General features: G+C 65.1%; 22 protein-coding genes. 9 read left to right on the top strand and 13 right to left on the bottom strand.

Annotated elements, in window-relative coordinates:
• Nucleotide 1 precedes the first annotated feature (1 nt).
• The 10 genes from KIH31_RS18395 to flgB are packed head-to-tail and all read right to left on the bottom strand — an operon-like array spanning nucleotide 2 to nucleotide 8,361.
• Nucleotides 2-1,438: a flagellar hook-length control protein FliK gene (locus tag KIH31_RS18395; RefSeq protein ID WP_214426859.1), complete on the bottom strand. Its 1,437-nt coding sequence runs from the start codon at nucleotides 1,436-1,438 to the stop codon at nucleotides 2-4.
• Nucleotides 1,435-2,334, bottom strand: coding sequence for a C40 family peptidase (locus tag KIH31_RS09310; protein ID WP_214426858.1), 900 nt, complete (start codon nucleotides 2,332-2,334; stop codon nucleotides 1,435-1,437). The genes KIH31_RS18395 and KIH31_RS09310 overlap by 4 nt, the downstream gene beginning before the upstream one ends.
• Nucleotides 2,331-2,765, bottom strand: coding sequence for a flagellar FliJ family protein (locus KIH31_RS09305; protein ID WP_214426857.1), 435 nt, complete (start codon nucleotides 2,763-2,765; stop codon nucleotides 2,331-2,333). Before KIH31_RS09305 ends, KIH31_RS09310 begins: the two co-directional genes overlap by 4 nt.
• Nucleotides 2,765-4,093 carry a FliI/YscN family ATPase gene (locus KIH31_RS09300; RefSeq protein WP_214426856.1) on the bottom strand — a complete coding sequence of 443 codons (1,329 nt, stop codon included), beginning with the start codon at nucleotides 4,091-4,093 and terminating at the stop codon, nucleotides 2,765-2,767. Before KIH31_RS09300 ends, KIH31_RS09305 begins: the two co-directional genes overlap by 1 nt.
• The gene (locus KIH31_RS09295) at nucleotides 4,090-4,704 is read right to left on the bottom strand and encodes a FliH/SctL family protein (protein ID WP_214426855.1); all 615 of its coding nucleotides are present in this window, start codon (nucleotides 4,702-4,704) and stop codon (nucleotides 4,090-4,092) included. The genes KIH31_RS09300 and KIH31_RS09295 overlap by 4 nt, the downstream gene beginning before the upstream one ends.
• Entirely contained in the window at nucleotides 4,688-5,704 is a 1,017-nt protein-coding gene (gene fliG / locus KIH31_RS09290) for a flagellar motor switch protein FliG (protein ID WP_214426854.1), read from the bottom strand. Before fliG ends, KIH31_RS09295 begins: the two co-directional genes overlap by 17 nt.
• Nucleotides 5,701-7,323 carry a flagellar basal-body MS-ring/collar protein FliF gene (gene fliF, locus KIH31_RS09285; protein WP_214426853.1) on the bottom strand — a complete coding sequence of 541 codons (1,623 nt, stop codon included), beginning with the start codon at nucleotides 7,321-7,323 and terminating at the stop codon, nucleotides 5,701-5,703. Before fliF ends, fliG begins: the two co-directional genes overlap by 4 nt.
• A complete protein-coding gene (locus KIH31_RS09280; protein ID WP_214426852.1) occupies nucleotides 7,323-7,628 on the bottom strand; it encodes a flagellar hook-basal body complex protein FliE in 306 nt (101 codons plus the stop codon). Before KIH31_RS09280 ends, fliF begins: the two co-directional genes overlap by 1 nt.
• A complete protein-coding gene (locus KIH31_RS09275; RefSeq protein ID WP_214426851.1) occupies nucleotides 7,628-8,020 on the bottom strand; it encodes a flagellar basal body rod protein FlgC in 393 nt (130 codons plus the stop codon). Before KIH31_RS09275 ends, KIH31_RS09280 begins: the two co-directional genes overlap by 1 nt.
• Complete coding sequence (gene flgB / locus KIH31_RS09270; protein ID WP_214426850.1) at nucleotides 8,020-8,361, bottom strand: flagellar basal body rod protein FlgB; 342 nt, start codon at nucleotides 8,359-8,361, stop codon at nucleotides 8,020-8,022. Before flgB ends, KIH31_RS09275 begins: the two co-directional genes overlap by 1 nt.
• Before the next feature lie 221 nt (nucleotides 8,362-8,582).
• On the opposite strand from flgB, the gene KIH31_RS09265 reads away from it, so the two are divergent.
• Together KIH31_RS09265 and KIH31_RS09260 are read left to right on the top strand one after the other, a co-directional pair.
• Entirely contained in the window at nucleotides 8,583-8,726 is a 144-nt protein-coding gene (locus KIH31_RS09265; RefSeq protein ID WP_214426849.1) for a hypothetical protein, read from the top strand.
• 94 nt (nucleotides 8,727-8,820) lie between these two features.
• Nucleotides 8,821-8,964, top strand: coding sequence for a hypothetical protein (locus tag KIH31_RS09260; RefSeq protein ID WP_214426848.1), 144 nt, complete (start codon nucleotides 8,821-8,823; stop codon nucleotides 8,962-8,964).
• A 126-nt stretch (nucleotides 8,965-9,090) separates the two neighbouring features.
• Here the strand turns inward: KIH31_RS09260 and KIH31_RS09255 are convergent, their stop codons facing one another.
• The 3 genes from KIH31_RS09255 to KIH31_RS18120 form a co-directional block, all read right to left on the bottom strand.
• Nucleotides 9,091-9,249, bottom strand: a complete 159-nt coding sequence (locus tag KIH31_RS09255; protein WP_214426847.1) for a hypothetical protein — start codon at nucleotides 9,247-9,249, stop codon at nucleotides 9,091-9,093.
• A 3-nt stretch (nucleotides 9,250-9,252) separates the two neighbouring features.
• Nucleotides 9,253-10,053 carry a class E sortase gene (locus KIH31_RS09250; protein WP_214426846.1) on the bottom strand — a complete coding sequence of 267 codons (801 nt, stop codon included), beginning with the start codon at nucleotides 10,051-10,053 and terminating at the stop codon, nucleotides 9,253-9,255.
• A 97-nt stretch (nucleotides 10,054-10,150) separates the two neighbouring features.
• Entirely contained in the window at nucleotides 10,151-10,612 is a 462-nt protein-coding gene (locus KIH31_RS18120; protein ID WP_307857600.1) for a hypothetical protein, read from the bottom strand.
• A 170-nt stretch (nucleotides 10,613-10,782) separates the two neighbouring features.
• Between KIH31_RS18120 and KIH31_RS09240 the strand changes: the two genes are divergently transcribed.
• The 7 genes from KIH31_RS09240 (at nucleotide 10,783) to KIH31_RS09210 (ending at nucleotide 17,857) form a co-directional block, all read left to right on the top strand.
• Complete coding sequence (locus KIH31_RS09240; RefSeq protein ID WP_307857599.1) at nucleotides 10,783-11,406, top strand: low molecular weight phosphatase family protein; 624 nt, start codon at nucleotides 10,783-10,785, stop codon at nucleotides 11,404-11,406.
• A 92-nt stretch (nucleotides 11,407-11,498) separates the two neighbouring features.
• The gene (locus KIH31_RS09235) at nucleotides 11,499-13,055 is read left to right on the top strand and encodes a polysaccharide biosynthesis tyrosine autokinase (RefSeq protein WP_250545783.1); all 1,557 of its coding nucleotides are present in this window, start codon (nucleotides 11,499-11,501) and stop codon (nucleotides 13,053-13,055) included.
• A 51-nt stretch (nucleotides 13,056-13,106) separates the two neighbouring features.
• The gene (locus tag KIH31_RS09230) at nucleotides 13,107-13,889 is read left to right on the top strand and encodes a WecB/TagA/CpsF family glycosyltransferase (RefSeq protein ID WP_214426844.1); all 783 of its coding nucleotides are present in this window, start codon (nucleotides 13,107-13,109) and stop codon (nucleotides 13,887-13,889) included.
• A 290-nt stretch (nucleotides 13,890-14,179) separates the two neighbouring features.
• Nucleotides 14,180-14,440, top strand: coding sequence for a DapH/DapD/GlmU-related protein (locus KIH31_RS18115; protein ID WP_284675995.1), 261 nt, complete (start codon nucleotides 14,180-14,182; stop codon nucleotides 14,438-14,440).
• Entirely contained in the window at nucleotides 14,437-15,573 is a 1,137-nt protein-coding gene (locus tag KIH31_RS09220; RefSeq protein ID WP_214426842.1) for a glycosyltransferase family 4 protein, read from the top strand. The genes KIH31_RS18115 and KIH31_RS09220 overlap by 4 nt, the downstream gene beginning before the upstream one ends.
• 74 nt (nucleotides 15,574-15,647) lie before the next feature.
• Complete coding sequence (locus KIH31_RS09215; protein ID WP_214426841.1) at nucleotides 15,648-16,529, top strand: glycosyltransferase family 2 protein; 882 nt, start codon at nucleotides 15,648-15,650, stop codon at nucleotides 16,527-16,529.
• On the top strand, nucleotides 16,526-17,857 hold the full coding sequence (locus tag KIH31_RS09210) for an O-antigen ligase family protein (protein ID WP_214426840.1): 1,332 nt from the start codon (nucleotides 16,526-16,528) through the stop codon (nucleotides 17,855-17,857). The genes KIH31_RS09215 and KIH31_RS09210 overlap by 4 nt, the downstream gene beginning before the upstream one ends.
• Nucleotides 17,858-18,934: the final 1,077 nt, after the last annotated feature.

Genomic DNA, 18,934 nt, shown 5'->3' with positions numbered 1-18,934 from the left:
TTCAGGCCATCACGTCGAGGATGGTGTCGGTGCCGTAGCTCCCGGGCCGGGACGGCTGTGCGTGGCCGGCAGCAGGAGGCGGCCGTTCACCGCGGGCGGCCGGATAACCGGCCTGGGCGGTGCGGGCGGACCCTTCGCGGTCCTGCGCGCCCTGCTGGTACCCCGGCTGGCCGCCGGAGGACAAGTCCAGCGTTGCCTGTGAGCCGGTGCCCGCCAGGTCACGCTTGAGGTCCGGAAGGATCTGCCGCAGCACATCGCGGCCGTCGCTGTTGGCCGCGATGAGTTCGATCCGCACATTCCCGGCGCTGATGTGTGCCTGTACCGTCACCGGGCCGAGATTTTCCGGGTTCACCTGCACGGTCAGCGTGTGGGTGCCCTCCGGTGCCCGTGCCATGGTGAAGACCGGGCGGGCGATCTGGGCGGCAATGCCGGCAGGAACCGCAACCGGGGTGTGCACGGGGTTCGCGGCCTGGGCGGGGGTGGCCGGGGCCGCAGGGGTCGCGGCCGCGACCTGGGCGAACTGCGGCGCGGCAGCCGTCCCGGGATCCTTCGCGGCCACGGCGGTCACGGTTGGCTCTGCCGCTGCCCTGCCCGGGCCCGCTTGCGGCGCGGGAGCAGCGGCAGCGGTCACGACAGCCGCGCCCGGCGTGACAGCCGCCGGCGCGAGGGCAGCGGACGCCGCCGGCGCGGGAGCAGCTACAGCTGACGACGGGCCCCCGGGGGCTGGCACAGCGCCCTGGCCAGCCGCCAGCGCAGCGCCGTCCTTGTCAGCAGGCAGTGCTGCCTGCACGGTGCCCTCTTTCGCGGGACCCTTGGGCTGCCGCCCGGTTGCGGCCACCGGACCAGGGGCCGAAAGGGCGACGGCGGGTCCGACGGCGGCCGCAGACGCGGCGGACGCGGCGGGATGAGCCGCCTGAGCGGTGGAAGCCTGAGCGTTAGAAGCGGGCGCAGCGGCCGCCTGAGCCGGGGCCAGTCCGGACACGGCACCGGCTCCAGATGTCGCCACGGCGGGCGTGGTTCCGGGCAGTGCCGCGGGCACGCGCCCCTGGGCGGCGGCTGCCGCCGGCGTCACGCCGGGTTGCAGGGAGCCCGCCGTGGTGGCCGCGCCCGGTGCCGCCCCCGCCGCCACGGTTTGCACGGCAGCGACGGCCGCTACGGCTGTCACGGACGGCTGCAAGAGCGACGGAACCTGCGGGAACGCCTGCGGAGGTACGCCTGACCCGCCGGCCTGGTCGGCCGCTGTCCCGGCCGTCTTGCCGTTGCCCGGCTTGTGCGGGGCCTTGCCGCCTGCCGGACCCTGGGCGGTGTCCGTGCCGGGCGAGGCCGCGATCGCGGCGAGGAGGCTGTCGCCGAAGCCGGCGGCGGAGCCGGTCTGGTCGGTTGTCTTCTTCGGGGCCGCCGGCGCAGGGGCACCGGTGAGGGCTGCGGGGATGTTCACAGGGCGCCCCCTGCGCTGAAGGAACCGCCCAAGCCGCCCAGCAAGGACGCGGAGGGCGGCGTCGCCGCTCCGCCGGTGGCCAGCGAAGCCTGCAGGCTGGAGAGCAGGTCGGTCACGGCGGACTGCGTTGCCGCCGGAGCCATCGACGCGCCGGCGGTGGCGGGGACCACCCGGACAATCTTGTCGGGCGTGAACCCGGCCGGTAGCTCGGCGATCTGCACGTTCTGGCCCGGGTACGGGGCGTGCAGGTACTGGTTGTTTCCCATGTAGATGCCGATGTGGTCGAACCCGTTCATGATCAGCAGGTCCCCCGGCTTCGCCTGCGAGAGCGACGGGATGGAGGTGCCCGCCTTGCTCTGCTGGTAGACGAGCCGGGGCACGTCGACGCCGAGGTCCTTGAAGACGCGCTGGACGAGGCCGGAGCAGTCGAGCCCGGTCGCCGGGTCGGTACCGCCCCAGACATACGGGACGCCGAGGTACTTCCGCGCGTCGTCGGCAACCGCCTGGCCGGTGGCGGATCCCGCGTCGACGGTCAGCTGCGGCGCGGCTGCGGCGAGCTTCTCGAGCTCGGTCATCGCCGGCCCGGTCACCGAAGCGGCGCCGGAGAGGCCGGAGTCAGCGACTGCACTGGTCAAACCTGCACTGGCCAAATCTGCACCGCTCAAACCTGCACCGCTCAAACCTGCACCGCTCAAACCTGCGCTGGCCGGGTCCGCAGTGGCCGCGCTGTCCTGCGCAGCCGTGAGCGCCTGCGCAAACGCCGTGCCGGTAGCCGCTCCTGAGGCGCCGCCGGAAGCAGTGGTGGTGGTCGCCGCAACGGACGGCGTCGGGTTGGCGATGTACGCGAACGCGGCCTGCAGCTGGGAGACCCGGCTGATCGTATCGGCGATGCTCATCGGGCCGCCTTCCGGTGTGCGCGCTGCCAGGCGCCGGAGGCAATCTCGTCCAGGGCGAGCTGTTCGGCGCGGAGTTCCTCGGCCGCGAGTTCGGCGGTGTGCTTGGTGTGCAGTTTTTCGAGTCCCACGGTCCGGGTGCGGGCTGCCTGGAAGGCCTCCTGCGCCCGGGCTGCCTCCGCCCCGGTTTGGTCCATGGCGGCCTGCAGCTCCGCAAGCATGCTGCGTGAGGAGGCGCGGGCAACCGACGCCATCCGCAGCGCGGTGGCGCCCGCCGCCTCGCTGGGGCTCTCCTCGAGTTCGGCACGGGCCGCGCGCTGGCGTGACCTGCTGGACTGGTGCCGGGCATTCGCGTCCGCGAGCGCCAGCGCCGCCTGGTCTTCTTCGAGCCGGCGCAGGCGCAGCAGTCCGGCGAGGGGGAAGTTCCGTGCCATCAGGCGGCTCCAAGGATTCGGGTCAGGTTCTCCAGCTGGTCCCAGGCCGCGGCGGCCGGGGACTGCTCGTCCATGCGCTGCTGCAGGAAGGCGTTGATCGCGCCTTCCTGGTCCAGGGCGGCGTCCACGAGCTGGTTGGTGCCGCGCTGGTAGGCGCCGACGTCGATCAGGTCCTGTGCCCGGCGCCGGGCTGCGAGCACCGTGCGCAGGGCCGAGGCCGTCCTGGTCCGCTCGGCGGAGTTGACCTTCGAGGCGACCCGGGAGATCGAGCCGAGGGCATCCACGGAGGGAAAGTGCCCGGCGACGGCGAGCGCCCTGTCCAGGACCACGTGGCCGTCCAGGATGGACCGGGCGGCGTCAGCGATCGGTTCGTTGTGGTCGTCGCCGTCGACCAGCACGGTGTAGAGCCCGGTGACCGAGCCTCTCTCGGCGGTGCCCGCGCGCTCGAGCAGCTGGGCCAGGATGGAAAAGGTCGACGGCGGGTAGCCGCGGGTGGCGGGCGGCTCGCCGACGGACAGGCCGATCTCGCGCTGCGCCATCGCCACGCGGGTCAGCGAGTCCATCATGAGCACGACGTCGGCGCCCCGGTCGCGGAAGGATTCAGCGATCCGCGTGGCCGTGAACGCCGCGCGCATGCGCATCAGCGCCGGCTCGTCGGAGGTGGAGACGACGACGATGGAGCGGGCCAGGCCTTCGGGGCCGAGGTCGTCCTCGAGGAACTCGCGCACCTCGCGGCCGCGCTCCCCCACCAGGGCGATCACCGAGACTTCGGCGTCCGTGCCGCGGGCGATCATGGACAGCAGCGAGGACTTGCCGACGCCGGACCCGGCGAACAGGCCCATGCGCTGGCCCTTGCCGATGGTGGTCAGGGTGTCCAGCACCCGCACCCCCACCTGCAGCGGCGAGTCGATCCGGGCGCGGTGCATGGCGGACGGGGTGTCGTTGTGCACCGGCACCATGCCGTCCTTGGCGAGCGGGCCCTTGCCGTCGATGGGCCGTCCCAGCCCGTCGAGGACGCGGCCGAAAAGGCCTGTGCCGGTGGGGACCATGGCGGCGCTGCCGCTGGTGCGGGCCGGGGACCCGGCCTTGATGCCCGTCATGCGGCCCAGCGGCATGCAACGGGCACCGGCGCGCGTGGTGGCGACCACCTCGGCTTCCACGCCCGGGCCCTCCCCCAGCCGGACCAGGTCCCCGATGGAAACGTCCAGGCCGTCCAGCTCGGCACCGAGGCCGACGACGGAGGTCACCGTTCCCACCCGTTCCGGGCGCCCGGCGGCAAGCGCGGCGGCGAATCTGTCGGCGCGGGGGCGCCACGCGGTGACGGTCATGCCCGGTCCTCCTGCAGCGCCGCGCGGACCCGGCCCAGAGCGGAGCCGATCCGCGCGTCGACGTAGCCGCTGGCGAACTCGGCCACGGCATCGCCGCGCTGCAGTGACTCATCGGCGGCGAAGGCCACACCGGCGCGCTGCAGCGTTGCCTGGTCCAGCACCGCCAGGTCGGCCGGGTGCAGGCGCACCGTGTGCACGCCCGGGGGCACCGGCTCCGCGAGCGCGCGGGCGACGGCGGCGCGGGCGGAGGTGTCCGCGTCGGAGAGTTCGTAGCCCAGGATGCTCTCGGCGAGTTCGAGGGCGGCGTCCACCAGCGTGTCCTGCGCGTACTCGACCACCGGCAGCACCGCGGCGTCCAGCGCTTCCGCGGCGGCGGCCAGCGAGGCGAGAACCCGGTCCGTTTTGGCCTGCAGGTGCCGAAGCATCGCGGCGTGCTCGGCCTCCATCTCGCTCAGCCGGGCGGCCTGTTCCGCGGTGGCGGCACGCAGACCAGCCGTGTAGCCGGCGGCGTGGCCCTGGGTGTAGCCCTGGGCGGACGGGGCCGGAGCCGCGGGGGCCTTCAGCACGGGGAAACGCGCCGCGGAGTAGGCCGCCTCAGTAGACAAGGTCATCGTCTTCGTTCCTGCGTACGGTGATGATGCCGGCGGATTCCATCTCGCGGATCTGCCGGACAATGTCCGCCCGGGCCTCTTCGACCTGCGAGGCGCGGACCGGACCGACGGCGGCGATCTCGGAGTCGAGGATCTCGCGGTTGCGCTCGGAGACGTTCGTGCGGATCACGTCCGTCACGGCCTCGGAGGCGCCCTTCATCGCCAGCGCCAGCATCGCCGGGTCGACGCCGCGCAGCACCTGCTGGACGTCGCGGCGCTCCAGCTTGACCAGGTCCGCGAAGGTGAGCATGCGGGAACGGATTTCCTCCGCCAGCTCCGGGTCCCGCTCATCCAGCGCCTCCAGGAGGGCACGTTCGGTGGAGGCGTCGGAGCGGTTGATGATGTCCACCAGCGGCTGGACCCCGCCGACCACTTCGGTCTGCTCCCGGTCGGACATGACCGCTCCGGCGCGGGACTTGAGGATCTCGGAGACGATGCCGATGGCTTCCGGGGTGGCGGCGCCCATCACGGCGATCGCCTGCGCGACGTCCGTGCGCACCGCGACCGGCAGCCCCGACATCACCGCGGAGGCCTTCTTGGTCTTCAGGTGCGCCAGCACCAGCGCGATGGTCTGCGGCAGCTCGCCGTCGAGCAGCGCGATGACCTGGTTCGGCTCGGCGTCGTCGAGAAACTCGAAGGACTTTCCGGCCATCGAGGAGGTCACCCGGTTCATCAGGCCGGCGGCCTTTTCGCTGCCGAAGGATGCCTCCAGCAGGCCCGCGGCGAAGTCCCGGCCGCCGCGCATGGCCGGCTTTCCGCTGACGGCCATGTTGTAGAACTCGCCGATCACCTCGGCGGCGACGTCGGGATCCACCCGGCGCATCCGCATGATCTCGGAGGAGACTTCCTCGGCCTCGGCCTCGGTGAACTGCTGCATCACGGCCACGGCCCGCTCACGGTTGAGCTGCATCAGCACGATCGCGACCTTCTGCGTGCCGGTCAGGGCTTCCGCGGTCCTCATACCGAGGCCCTGTCATCCATCATGCCGCGCAGGAAGCTCGCGGTCCTGTCCGGGTCCCCGGCTGCGAGGGCTTCGATCTGCGCCCGCTTCTGCTGGGTGTCGATGTCCTCCTCGGGCAGCGGCGGCAGCTCCATCGGGACGACCTCCCGCACCGGCATCGCCGGGACGGACAGGGCCACGGTCTCCGGTGCGGGCAGCGCGACGGTCGGTTCGAGCCGCTCCCCGAGGTCCACCAGTTCCCGGCTCTGGCGCCGGTTCTTGCGGGCGTAGAGGAACAGGGCCAGCACGGCCGCCAGCAGGACGGCTGCGGCAATGAGGATGTTCTTCCACAGCTCCATCGCGGCCTTGGCGTCGGCATCCGCCTTGGCCTGCGCCAGCGCCGCCTGGGCGTTCTTGGCGGCCGTCTGGTCGAAGGCGACGTTTTCGACCGTCACGACGTCGCCGCGGGCGGTGTTGATCCCGGCCGCGGAGGAGACGAGGTTCTGGATCTGGTTCAGGTTCGCACCGGTGTAGGCGGAGTTCACCGCCACGGACACCGTCTGGCGCTTGAGCACGCCGGCCGGAATGTTGGTGGTCTGCGTGGTCTTGTTGACCGCGTTGTCCTTCGTGGACTTATCCGACGTGTAGGTCCCGTTGCCGCCGCTGCCCGCTGACCCGGAGGCGCTGCCGCCGGGGACGGCGATGTTGTCCGGGCCCAGCACGCCGGCCGCGGGGCCGCCGGTGCCGGTGTAGGACTGCTTGTCGTTGGTTTCGCTCAGGGCCGGGGCGCTCGTGGGCTGGGTGAACGTCTCGTCCACCTTCGTGCCGGACTGCGGGTCCATGTCGGCGGAGACCGCCACCGTGGCGTTGCCGGGGCCCAGAACACGGTCCAGCATCGCCTGAATGTTGCCCGTCGTCGTCTTTTCGTAGTCGCCCGCCTGCTTGGACGCGCCGCCCACAGTGCCGACGCCGACCGCGGAGAGCGTGTTGCCCGAGGAGTCGACGACGGAGACGTTGGCCGGCGTCAGCCCGTCAATGGACGCCGAGGTCAGGTGCACGATGGCCTGCACCTGGTCCGCCGTCAGCGTCGTCCCGGGATTCGTCTCCACGAACACCGAGGCCTTCGGGTCCGCCTTGGTGGCCGTGAACACCGAATCCTTCGGGATGGCCAGCTTGACGGTGGCGAGCTTGACGCCGTCCATCGCGCCGATGGTGTTGGCGAGTTCGCCTTCCATCGCCCGCTGGTACGTCACGTTCTGCTGGAACTCGGAGGAGGTGACGCCCATGTTGTCCAGCAGCGAGTAGCCGGTGTTGGACTTGCTCGAGGGCAGGCCGGCTGCGGCGGCCTTGATCCGCTCCGCGTACACCTGGTCCTGCGGCACCATGATGGTCGCCCCGCCGTCGGTCAGCTCGAACTGAACGCCGTCGGTCTTGAGCTGGTCCGTCACCTTGGACGCGTCGGCGGCCTGCAGGCCGGAGAACAACGGCGCCATGGTCGGCTTGCCCAGCCAGGAGGTGAGGGCGATGCCGCCCAGCACCAGGCCGGCGACGCCGATGATCGCGATGGTCTTCTGGGCCGTGCTGAAGCCGGCAACGTACGCCTGCAGGCGGGCCAGCATTGCTTTGAGCTGCGGGGGCATCAGGCCTGCATCCTCATGATCTCGTTGAAGCCGTCGACGCCCTTGTTGCGGATCGCCGCGACGAGCTCAAGGGTGACCTGCGCGCGCGTGGCGGCGAGCGTGGCGGTGTGGATGTCGTCCAGGTTGCCGGTCACGGCCTTGACGGCCAGGTCGTTGGAGGTGGACTGCAGCTGCTGGACGTTGTCCACCGCGCTGGCAAGGCTGGACGCGAAGCCCGAGCCGTCAGTAGCCGGCGCAACCTGGACGGACGGCAGGTAGCCTGTCCCGGCCACACCCTGCACGGACCCGATCGCGGGGATGCTCATCAGGACTTTCCAATCTGCAGTGCTGCTTCATACGTGGTCTTGGCCCGGTCCACTACCGCGGCGTTGGCCTGGTAGCCGCGCTGCGCCATGATCAGCTGGCTCATCTGGGAGCCGAGGTCGATGTCGGGCATCCGGACGTTGCCGTCCTTGTCCGCCAGCGGGTTGGTCGGGTCGTGGACCACCCGGCCGGTCGCGTCGCCCAGCGAGGTGCCGGCCACGTAGACGCCGGTGTTGCCCTGTCCCTGAACGGCGTCGATGTAGCGCGCCTGGAACGCCGGGCCGCTCGTGGGGCGCGCGGTGTTCACGTTCGCGATGTTGTCCGCGAGCGCGTCGAGCCATTTGCGGTGCACGGTCAGGGCGGTGCCGGCAATGCCGATCGCGTCGAAGGTCATCAGGCGGTCCTCATCGCCGTGCGGACTGCCGCGAATTCGGTGCCGGCCGCCTGCGAGGCGAACTGGTACCGCAGCACCGTGTCGATGTTCGACAGGGTCTCGGTGTCCAGGTTCACGTTGTTGCCGTTGAGCTGGGTCGGCTCCAGCGAGGTAGCCGTCGTCGCCGTCACGTGCCCGTCGCCGGCCGCCACCGACTGCGCCAGCGCATCCTCGAAGGACACCCGCTTGGCGTGATAGTTGGGGGTGTTGACGTTGGCGATGTTGTCCGCGATGGTCCGCTGGCGCAGCGCCAGCGAATCAAGGGCGCTGGAGAGCGCGACGGACGTGACTGAATCAAACACAGCTACCCTGCCTATGGATGTGCCAATACGAGGCCGATCCATGGCCGAAAGCGAGCAGTCCGTGCTCATAAGCATCTATCGGCACGCCCGCGCATTGTGTTAGCTGCAGCAGGCACAAATTTTGCTCAAGTGTTTCCGCGGTCTGTAAACACGTAGTCCATCCGGACAACACGTAGTCACTTCGGTGTTGCCGCCCGAGTCCCCCTACCTAGCGTGGCCACATGCTTATCGAATCCCCCGGCCGCGGCGAATGGCGGCGCAAGCGGTACACCCGGACCCGCAAGGACTGGCTCGCTCTGGCGGGGCTGGCTGCGCTCGCCCTCTGCACAGGCGTTGTCGTCCTGGCAGCAGCACTGCTGCGCTGAGCAGCGCGTGAACGGGCGCGGAGGCGTTTGACAAGACCCACTCGAATCCATGGGTTACTATCGGCGAGGTCTCAACGGAAAGGTCTCAAACCCAATGGATTTCCTCCGCTATGTCGTCGGCGTCGGGCTGCTCTGTTCGAGTATGCTGATTGTCGCTGTCGTCGCCCACTGTGCGCTCCGCCGGCAAAGCCGCCGCGCCGCCAAGTGCGCGCTCAACTCCCCCACTCTGGAGCAGTAAACCCGTGCCCTATCTGGACATTAACCCGCACCGCCAGCGCCCCAAGTGGCAGGCGTACCTCGGTGTGACGGTGCTCGCTGTCATCACCCTTTGCGTGACGGTGGCCGCGCTCGCCCTCTAGGACACTCAGCCGCCGACGGTGGAATCCTCCAGATTGATCACGTGGGCGAACCACGGGAAGACGAATTCCGCCAGCAGCACCAGCACCACGGCGACAATCAGCACGGCCAGCAGGATACGGACCCACAGCGGCCCCGGCAGCAGGCCAAACAACCAGGCGTACACGAGCTATCCCTTTCCTTGCAGGGCGGCGACCTGCTTCGCGATGGCGGCGGGCGGGCCAGCATTGAGCGGCTGCCACGAATCGAACACGGAGTACGCGATGATGCGCTCCTGAGAACCGAAGCGAGGGTTGCAGCTGGTCATCGTCATGAGCCGCTGCGCAGGCTTGGCGCCCGGCTGCGTGGGTACCGGCTGCAGCACATCGGTCCGGTCCGGGAGCACGATCTCCTCATTGCGGAACACGTAGGTGTAGAACCCGTCTGCGGTCTGCACGTAGATCCGGTCTCCCGGCACCAGCGTGTGGATGTTATCCAGTACTGCGCCGTGGGTCTGCCGGTGGCCGGCGACCACGAAGTTCCCCAGTTCCCCGGGCATTGCGGTGCCCTTATAGTGGCCGAGCCCGAGCGTGTCCAGCACGTCCTGGCTGGTGCCTTGGATCACCGGACGGCTGTAGTCGGCGCCGAGTCGCGGAACATAGACGACGCCGATCGCCTGGCCGTGGGCGGGCGCCGTCCCCACCGGCGGCGGACCGTAGCCGGCCTTCGCCGTTCCGGCGGCTGGCGACGGCGCGGCAACCTTCGGTGCGGCGGGGGCAGGGTGCGCCTGCACAAACTGCTTCACAGCGGTGGCCTGCGCAGCGTCCGCTTCCACGTTGGTCCACCACAGGTACCAGGCGACGAAAAGCAGCGCGAGCACGCCCGCGGTGATCACCAGCTCGCCCACCACTTGCACCGCGAAGAGTGCGCGGCTGCGCCCCGGCCGCACCTTGGGCGCTGCGGCGGCGCTGCGGTCAAGGACTTTCGACATGCCTCCCCTTACCTTTCCCTTTGCGGCGCTTTGTGAAGTGAAGGGCAGGGCTGTACGGCAACTCCCCCGCACTGCACATTACCAAGCGATCCTGAGGCTAGCCCCGGTCATCGCCGATAAAGCAGCGCCCGTTGGCGAGCACCGGCAGCACGGTGGTGCTCACGGTGCCGGAGCGGACTTGGCCCATCACGCACTGCCTTCCGTCCAGCACCGCCGCCGTCAGCGCGTCGACGGCGAGCCCGGTGGGGGTCGTCGAGGCGGACACCTCGATTGCGGCCGGTGCGGCACCGGCCTTCACGAGCGCCGCCTTCACCTGATCGCGGCTCGGCTGCGGTGAGGACGCCGCAAGAGCCTGCAGCGAGTTCTGCACCCTGACACGCAGCCCGGCGGCGGACGACGACGGCGATGCGGTCGCGCGGCTCCCGGCCTGCGGCGAGGCCACCGCGACGGCAGAGCTGGCTGGCGCCGGCGCAGCTGCGCTGCCCGACGACGCGGGCGTCCCCTGGCCGGAACAACCGCTCAACACCAACGCAGCGGAGCCTGCCAACAGCCACAGCACACGAAACCGCTTAAGGCGTACACGCAGCGGGAAGGTAGCAGGGTGGTGGGGCATGCCCCCAATCCTGCCATGCGAACCGCTGCAGCGTCCGTTTATAGGTTCCGGCTGTCCTATGATGACGTGGGGGCGTTTTCTGGATCCCCTTTAGGTCACCCCCTTTTGAGGCACGGATGGAGAAGCCCGCTGTTATGACGCCGCCTGAGCAGCCCTTTCGCATTCTCACGGTGTGCACCGGCAACATCTGCCGCTCTCCCATGGCCGAGCGCCTCCTGCAGGCCGGCCTGGACGAAGTCTGCCCCGGCGAGTTCGAAGTCCGCAGCGCCGGCACCCACGCAATGGTCGGCTGGGACATGCAGCCCCAAGTTCAGGGCCTCGTCCACGTCCTCGGCGGCAACACCGAAGGCTTCGAAGCGCGTCTCCTCACGCCGCAGATCCTGCAGGGCCAGGACCTCGTCCTCGCCATGACCCGCGAGCACCGCAGCGCCGTCGTCGGCATGGCCCCGACCCTGCTGCGCCGCACCTTCACCCTCCGCGAGTTCGCCCGCATCCTCCCCCACGTCACCCCGGAGGGAATGACGACGGCGGAGCGCTGGAAGTCCATATTCCTCCCTGCAGCGCGCATCCGCACCCGAGTCACAGTTCCCGCTGAAGAAGACAACATCATCGACCCCTACCGGCACGATGAAGTTGTGTACCAGGAGATGATGCGGCAGCTGGCGCCCGCGGCACGTTCAATCATCAGTTGGGCTCAAAGCGTCGCCCCCAATCTGCCCGACGCGCGCCACCTCGCCTGAGCATGAAACGCAACGCACATATCAGACCGCTACAATAGGCAACAATCGCAAGCTGGGTGCGAACCGGGGGCAGTCCCTGCCAGGACGGAAGCATGCTGGCCCTGACACAGGGGGAATCCGAACCGTTGGAAATTCGTGACTACCTGCGCATACTGCGCAGGAATTGGGTCGTCCTCGTCTCCGCAACCCTCCTTGGGCTACTTGTTGGTGGCCTTGCCTCGGTATTGGTAAAGCCAACGTACACCGCGGACACTCAGTTGTTCGTTGCCATTCAAAGTTCGGGATCGGTACAGGAACTCGCTCAGGGCAATTCCTTCAGCGAAGCCAGGGTGCAGTCATATGTGAAGACGGTAACTACACCCACCGTTCTTCAACCCGTCATCGACAGGTTGGGTCTACCCATGACGCCCGCCGAACTAGCAACAAAGATTAAGGCCACTTCCGATCTGAACACAGTCCTGATTACGGTTTCGGTGTCGGACAAGTCTCCGATCCAAGCTGCCGCAATCGCGCAAGGAGTGGCGGATAGCCTGATTGCCGCTGTCGACAGCCTAGAGCGACCAAAAAACGGCGGCCTGTCGCCTGTTAAATTGTCCGTCGTTACCCCGGCTGCCGCACCGGCAAATCCCTCGGCTCCGAATACCAGTCTCAACCTCGCGCTCGGCCTGTTGCTAGGAAGCGGACTGGGGGCGAGTGCCGCTCTTATACGCAGTAAGCTCGATACTCGAGTGCGCGGGGAAGCAGACGTACGGGCGGTGACTGAGTCCCCAGTTCTTGGAGGCATCGCGTTTGATCACACTGCAACCAAGAAACCTCTCCTCTCCCAAGTGGCGCCGCAAAGTCCGCGAGCAGAATCGTTTCGTCAACTCAGGACCAACCTCCAGTTTGCGCAGATAAGCAACGAGAGTCGGAGCGTCCTTGTCACCTCTTCAATACCCGGTGAGGGGAAGAGCACGACAGCGACAAATATGGCAATAGCGATCGCACAGGCTGGTCAAAGCGTTGCCCTCGTCGATGCCGACCTGCGCCGTCCAATGGTGGGAGAGTACCTGGGCTTGGAACGAAGTGCCGGTCTCACGACAGCTTTATTGGGCGACGCCGACATCAACGATTTGCTGCAGCCGTGGGGCGACGATGATCTCTACGTCCTCACATCGGGTCAGGTACCACCGAATCCCAGCGAACTACTCGGATCCGAGGCTATGAAGCAGCTCTTGATCCGGCTGGAACACGCCTTCGACGTGGTCGTCATCGATGCACCTCCGCTTCTCCCAGTGACCGACGCAGCGGTGCTCGCCCGGCATGTCGGGGGAGTCGTCCTTGTCGTCGGTAGCCAGAGGCTCAAGCAGGCTGACCTCGCGAAATCCGTATCGGCTCTCCAGATGGTCGACGCACGTCTCTTGGGAATCGTCATGAACCGGTTGCCAGTAAGGGGTCCCGACGCGTACTCCTATGGGTACTATTCCTACGATTTAAGGGATGGGGCGGCGAATAAGCCTGGCGCGCTGCGCAAGGCAGGCAGGAAAGCCGGGCAGCCGCTAAGACGGCGGCATGAGCACGTTGGTTATGACGCTGCAGAGCCGCCCGGCTACGATCGAGCGGTCTTGGAAGACACCGCGACATCGACCACGCACATCTACCGGTCATAGCAGTCGTTCATCCTCCAATCGCCCTGAAGTTTGCCAAATCAGGAAAGTCGAATGATGCAAGACAAAGCATCCTCAGTTGAGGAGTGGTTTTCCGAACGTCAGCGGGTCTCGAACGTTGAGTTAGCGGTTTCTTCACCGCTGGAAGCAGCGAAGGCCATCGTCGCCGGATCGTGCGCGCTCCCGGGAACGCATATACATTTGATCAATGCTTACTCAATCGCGTTAGCACAGTCCTCACCCGACTACAGGGAAGCCCTGAGTTCACCCGCGATTAACCTGCCGGACGGGAAGCCTGTGTCGTGGGCTTCACGGTTCTTACGCCACTATCCACGCCTGTCTCAGGTCCGCGGGCCCCAGCTGTTCCTCGACATCTTTGATCTGGGCCGACAAGCGAACCTCCGGCACTTCCTCCTCGGATCCACGCCACAGGTGCTCGATGCCTTACAGGAGAACTTGGTTACATCTTTTCCTGGCACGACAATTGTCGGAGCGGAGAGCCCGCCCTTCCGGCCCATGACGACCGATGAGAGGGCGAGGCAGGACGAGCGTATTGTCGCGAGCGGTGCCGACGTTGTTTGGGTCGGCCTTGGAACCCCGAAGCAAGATTACGAGGCTGCTCGTCTCGCAACTTCGACCGGGATCACTACAATCGCGGTCGGCGCTGCCTTCGACTTTGCTGCTGGCACGCTGCCAGAGGCGCCTGAATGGATGAAGAAGGCCGGACTCGAATGGGCGTTCAGATTTGCTACTGAACCGCGAAGGTTGTGGCGACGCTATCTCATCGGGAATTTCGTATTCCTGCGTGCTATTTTCAGACAGGCTACAAACGGGTGAAAGATCGAATGCGCAGTTGGGTCTTGCGGCGCATGGCCGTGAGGTCCAACGTCGTTATAGGCGATCGATTCCACGTCGGTCCATTCTCCACTATTTGGGCACCTCGCCAGCTAACCATTGGCAATGACGTTTACGTCGGAAAAGGCGTCACTTTAGAGGTAGACGGACGAATCGGCGACCAAGTACTGATCGCCAACGCTGTGGGTATAATCGGACGACGCGACCACGACATGGGTGAGATGGGTGTGGGCATTCGAAGCAGCCGATGGGTCGGGTCCTTCCCTGATGAAATGAGCGATCCGGTTCTTATCGGATCTGATGTCTGGATCGGTTACGGCGCCGTTATCCTGTCTGGGGTGTCAATTGGGGACAGTGCTGTGATCGCCGCCGGCGCGGTAGTCACCAGCGATGTTCCGGAGAATTCAGTAGTCGCTGGTGTTCCAGCTGTCCATCGTGCCTACCGGTTTGATCAGGAATCTTACTTGAGCCACTGGCGTCAACTAAAATCCTGCGGAATCAATAAAGTCTTTGAAAAGGGTGAAGCCAAATGAAGGTTGCCATAATCCATCCTTGGTTCCCCCAGTACCGTGAGGCTTTCTTCACCAAGCTTCTCTCTGAGCTTGCCGTTCGCGGCATCCTCTTGCGCATCTACTATGGTGAAACACCGCCAGAGTGGAGTGCACGCGGCGATTCCTTAACACCCGAGATGGCGACGCGCTTACCCACGCGTTTTTTCCGCATCGGGTCGAAGGACCTGGTATACAAATCCCTCCGTAAATTTGACCACGACGGGCCCTTCGACCTAGTGATCGTCGAACAGGCCGTGAGGAACCTTGAGACGTACCTTTTAATGGCTAAATATGCGAAGCGCAAGATCGCTTTCTGGGGTCATGGAAAGACGTACACTGTGGCTGTAGGGCCACTGCAGGAAAAGCTGAAGCGACGGATTACAATGCGCTCGTCCTGGTTCTTCGCGTACACCCCTGGCGGTGCGCAGACCCTCACTGATATCGGCTACCCAGCAAGTCGGATAACCACGGTGATGAATTCGATCGACACTGAGGAATTGAGCCGTTCCACCCAAGAAATAGGTGAAGAGGAAGTAGAAGACTTCCGTGAAACGCACGGCCTCACCGGTCGCACCGCTCTTTTCATGGGTGGATTGGATGCTTCGAAGAGACTACCTTTCCTGATTGCTGCGGCTGACGTGCTTGCTCAAAACGAACCAGATTTTCGGTTGCTGGTGATTGGAGAGGGATCCGAGAGACGGATCATCGACGATGCTATTCGCTCGCGACCGTGGTTGGTCTACCTAGGGCGTGCCCAAGGCAAAGAAAAGGCGCTAGCGCTTGCCGCATCAGACACAATCGCTATGCCTGGGCGAGTGGGTCTAGTCGCCGTCGATAGTTTTGTCGCCGGGAGACCGATCGTCACAACGAATTGGCCCTTTCACGCCCCCGAGTTCGAATACCTGGTGTCAGGCTACAACTCCTGCATCTGCGAAAACTCGGTCGAGGCCTTCTCGAAGAGCCTTCAAACTGTCCTTTACGACGACACGTTAAGGGCACGACTAAGACGCGGCGCCCGTGAGTCAGCTGAAATGTACACAGTGGACAATATGGTGGGCCGGTTCGCCCAAGGGATCGAGGAAGCGTTGAGGCAAGGCACGGTAGAAACGAATTGAAATCCCATAACGGCACGTTGTCTCAGAGGCTCGGTTTGTCCGGTCCCCCCGCGATTACGCCTACGGCTCCGGCTATGGCTATGCTCGCGGGACCTGTTGTTCGTCGCCCTGGGTACCACGTCATCGTGGCTTGTCACAACCGTCGCGACACCACTATCACCTTTCTGCGTAGAGTACGCGAGTCCGCGGAGAGAGCCTCGGTTCGCCTAACGATGACGGTCTACGACGACGCCTCCAGCGACGGAACCGCCGAAGCAGTTCTAGAAGAGTGGCCGGCCTGCAGGCTACTTCGCGGAACTGGCCGAGATTTTTGGGCGAAAAGCATGGCCCTCGCCGAGCGGTCTGTGCTCGTCTCTGCGGAAATCCTCGATAGCGATTACGTAGTATGGCTCAACGACGACGTGGCACTCGACCGCGACGCCATTGAACGCATGGCATCGCTGACGGAGGCACATCCGAACGCCATCCTTGTCGGGGCCATGAGAGACCCGGACCGCCAAGATGTGACCTATTCCGGCCTTGTCAAGGCTGGCGTTCACCCCCTTAGGTTCGCGCGGTGCGAGCCCGATGACCTTACACCGTTGCCCGTTACTACGTTCAACGGAAACTTTGTCGTCATACCGGTCCAGGTCGCACGGCGGATCGGGGGAATCGATGGCACCTTCAGTCATGCGCTTGCTGATATTGACTACGGAATCCGAGCAGGGAGGCTGGGCATTCCTTCCCTTCTTGCCCCTGGTACGTACGGAGAGTGCGGGCGTAATCCATCGGCACCCAAGGCCTCCACTACTTTGGAATGGCGCCGTTTTGTCGGCCCAAAGGGGCCCGGGAACCTGAAGAGCTTGGCGAGGATGTTGCGTAAGCTAGCGCCGCTAACGTGGCCCCTCTACTTGGGAGCAACGTACCTGTTGTGGTGGGCGCGCGTGATCTTTCGTGGACGGCTCGCGGACGTATGATGCCCCTCATTTTGGCTTTTTTGGCCGTGGTGACGCTAGCCATAGTCCTGTACGCCAGCGCTCGTGTCCTTCAACAACACCCTACCTTGGGCCTTGTACTTTCTGCTGCCATCACAATGACGGTGTGGGAAGTTCCCTCTCCGCCTCCCATCGTGCACGCTTTTGGTGTCAATATTTTCCTTTTGGACGCCCTATCGGTACTCTTCGCGTTGAGCACAGTATTCAATTTTTGGCGTCTCGGCGTTTTCTTGCGCGGAACTAGATTCAGTTGGATTGCATTCCTGCTCATGTTGTGCGCGTCAGTAATCAGCGGAATCGGATCGCTCGGCGCTAATACGGCCGTGAACGAGGCACGTGGCATCCTTTACCTCGTGTGCTCGACGATGTGGGTATGTTCCCTCGCATGGGAAAAGCAAGAAATGCGCATTCTTTTTCACCGTTATGCGTTCCATCTAGGATGGGGACTTGTGGCACTCGCCTCGTACCACGCCATTCGGTTCGGCATCGGCGGTGCATCAGACTTTGTCGATGCGGATGGCGTAGATCAAACCGGGCGCGTCTTGGTCGCCGGACAGGCTATGGTTCTCGCGCTCGCCTCACTGGTTTTGTTCGAGAATTGGCTCAAAACAAAGTCCAAAGCCAGCCTTATCGGCACTAGCGCCTTCGCCTTTGTCGTTCTAATTGCCCAGAATCGTTCTGTATGGGCCGCCGCTGGCGCCGGCTTTATTTTGTTGATCATACGCTCTGATAGATTCAGACGTCCGGCCGCCTTAGCATACGTTGTAGTCTTGGCTTGGGCCGCCCTAGTCATCATCGCCACTGGAATTGCGAATGGTGAAATCCAACAGCTCGCAAGCTCGGCAAGCAACGCATCCACCTACAACGCGCGAACGTTCAGTTGGTCCTATTTGACCGATAACGCAGTTGATCGCGGCTTGGCAACCGTCATGTTCGGGCAGCCATTTGGTGTCGGCTATGCCAGGGTCGAACCGAATGGTAACTTCGTAACCTTTCAGCCGCACAATATCTATGTTTCTCTCTTTCTGAGGCTGGGTGCGTTGGGCCTTGCGCTCTATCTTTTTTCCATGTTGGTGCCTCTCATGCGCCATCTCAAGCAAGCGACGACGTCACTTAATGCGGGGATCCTTGGTGCGATTCTCGTATATGGCTGGGCCTACGGCCCGATTTGGTACGTTCATATCTTCCTCGGATTCTCGCTTATTGCAACGTCGACGCCGGACACGCTTCGCACCATCACCCTGCATAAAAAGCGAGCTCGTTCAAGCCGAGCACGGTCTAAACCAGACGTTACAGGACACGCGGTATAGAGCCCTTTCTGAGGGGCGCACAAACTTACTTTCGGGCGCTCAATGCGGGACCGTGCGCCCCTCGACGTCGGGAAAGTGCGCTGAGGATCATCGAATACACGTGGCGCCTGCGAAGCACATCGTTCGTGATTGACCCGAGCGGAACAGGCAGGCTCCCGTTGATAACCATGTCGCCGCCGAAAGGTGAGTCGCGGCGGCGTTGATCGGGTCGGTCGCCTTGGGGTTGCCTGATTCGGTTTCCGTTTCGGTGACGTCCCGATTGCCGCTGATTGTCTCGGTCTGACAGGCTGAGGTCACGCGCGAGAGTCTCGGACCTGGCCTCCGCGATGCGATTCGGAGGGACTCTGATCCTTGCGGTTTGCGAGCCGGCCTTGTGCGGCAGGCTCGCGCGTTGACGCTCCAGACCGGCCATGAGGCTCGCAAAGTTGCCGCCCATGGTCTGCGCGCCTTAAATGCGTGGCCGCATCGCAATCTTTCTCAGGTTACGACGAGTGCTATGCTTCCGGCGTTGGGGTGGCCGTTGCAGTCGGGGATAGCACCACGAACGCGCATAGCAAGGACTTGTGTTTACGAGAAATGCCTCCCCGATCAAGGGCCCAGTGGGTCGCATCCGCGCTGGGAGGACCGCTCACGGTGTACGCGAAGCCCGGTGCGTCCTCCACGCGGCGCCTGGCTCTCATCCCGTCGGGACTTCCAGCCGCGAGGCTGGCGCTCGTTTTCGCGGGCGTGAACAACATCTCCTTGCGGAAGAGTCGGGACGTTCGCCTTCAAGTCGACCTAGCGGCAATCCATGACCGAGCGAAGGCCTATAGACTCGTCGTGATGCTCCCCCGACCACCCTCGGGCACGCCCGCATACCTCTCGCGTACGGTCCCGGGCTGCGGGAAGGGTCCGTGAAGGCGTTTCGCATCATTCGTGCGATAGCCCTCAAGCACGGGTCGGTGGTGGTAGTGATTGGGCCCCCGTTAGCAGTCCAGCGTCTATGCGATAGCTAATTGGTTTTCTTGCGTCCAGGTTTCCCAGTAGCGTTTCGGCGTCATGCCGTTCAGGGATCCGTGCGGCCGTTCATGATTGTAG

It is taken from the genome of Paenarthrobacter sp. DKR-5, assembly GCF_018531425.1.
Taxonomy (GTDB): Bacteria; Actinomycetota; Actinomycetes; order Actinomycetales; family Micrococcaceae; genus DKR-5.
The sequence above is the reverse complement of the archived record's forward strand: the minus strand, read 5'-3'. Positions and strand labels throughout refer to the sequence as shown.

Bases quoted from the DNA above. Each gene is read 5' to 3' on its own strand.
- KIH31_RS09310 (WP_214426858.1), bottom strand. From the start codon at position 2,334: ATGAGCATCGCCGATACGATCAGCCGGGTCTCCCAGCTGCAGGCCGCG.
- KIH31_RS09305 (WP_214426857.1), bottom strand. From the start codon at position 2,765: ATGGCACGGAACTTCCCCCTCGCCGGACTGCTGCGCCTGCGCCGGCTC.
- KIH31_RS09300 (WP_214426856.1), bottom strand. From the start codon at position 4,093: ATGACCGTCACCGCGTGGCGCCCCCGCGCCGACAGATTCGCCGCCGCG.
- KIH31_RS09295 (WP_214426855.1), bottom strand. From the start codon at position 4,704: ATGACCTTGTCTACTGAGGCGGCCTACTCCGCGGCGCGTTTCCCCGTG.
- fliG (WP_214426854.1), bottom strand. From the start codon at position 5,704: ATGAGGACCGCGGAAGCCCTGACCGGCACGCAGAAGGTCGCGATCGTG.
- fliF (WP_214426853.1), bottom strand. From the start codon at position 7,323: ATGCCCCCGCAGCTCAAAGCAATGCTGGCCCGCCTGCAGGCGTACGTT.
- KIH31_RS09280 (WP_214426852.1), bottom strand. From the start codon at position 7,628: ATGAGCATCCCCGCGATCGGGTCCGTGCAGGGTGTGGCCGGGACAGGC.
- KIH31_RS09275 (WP_214426851.1), bottom strand. From the start codon at position 8,020: ATGACCTTCGACGCGATCGGCATTGCCGGCACCGCCCTGACCGTGCAC.
- KIH31_RS09265 (WP_214426849.1), top strand. From the start codon at position 8,583: ATGCTTATCGAATCCCCCGGCCGCGGCGAATGGCGGCGCAAGCGGTAC.
- KIH31_RS09260 (WP_214426848.1), top strand. From the start codon at position 8,821: ATGGATTTCCTCCGCTATGTCGTCGGCGTCGGGCTGCTCTGTTCGAGT.
- KIH31_RS09250 (WP_214426846.1), bottom strand. From the start codon at position 10,053: ATGTCGAAAGTCCTTGACCGCAGCGCCGCCGCAGCGCCCAAGGTGCGG.
- KIH31_RS09240 (WP_307857599.1), top strand. From the start codon at position 10,783: ATGGAGAAGCCCGCTGTTATGACGCCGCCTGAGCAGCCCTTTCGCATT.
- KIH31_RS09235 (WP_250545783.1), top strand. From the start codon at position 11,499: ATGCTGGCCCTGACACAGGGGGAATCCGAACCGTTGGAAATTCGTGAC.
- KIH31_RS09230 (WP_214426844.1), top strand. From the start codon at position 13,107: ATGATGCAAGACAAAGCATCCTCAGTTGAGGAGTGGTTTTCCGAACGT.
- KIH31_RS18115 (WP_284675995.1), top strand. From the start codon at position 14,180: ATGAGCGATCCGGTTCTTATCGGATCTGATGTCTGGATCGGTTACGGC.
- KIH31_RS09220 (WP_214426842.1), top strand. From the start codon at position 14,437: ATGAAGGTTGCCATAATCCATCCTTGGTTCCCCCAGTACCGTGAGGCT.
- KIH31_RS09215 (WP_214426841.1), top strand. From the start codon at position 15,648: ATGGCTATGCTCGCGGGACCTGTTGTTCGTCGCCCTGGGTACCACGTC.
- KIH31_RS09210 (WP_214426840.1), top strand. From the start codon at position 16,526: ATGATGCCCCTCATTTTGGCTTTTTTGGCCGTGGTGACGCTAGCCATA.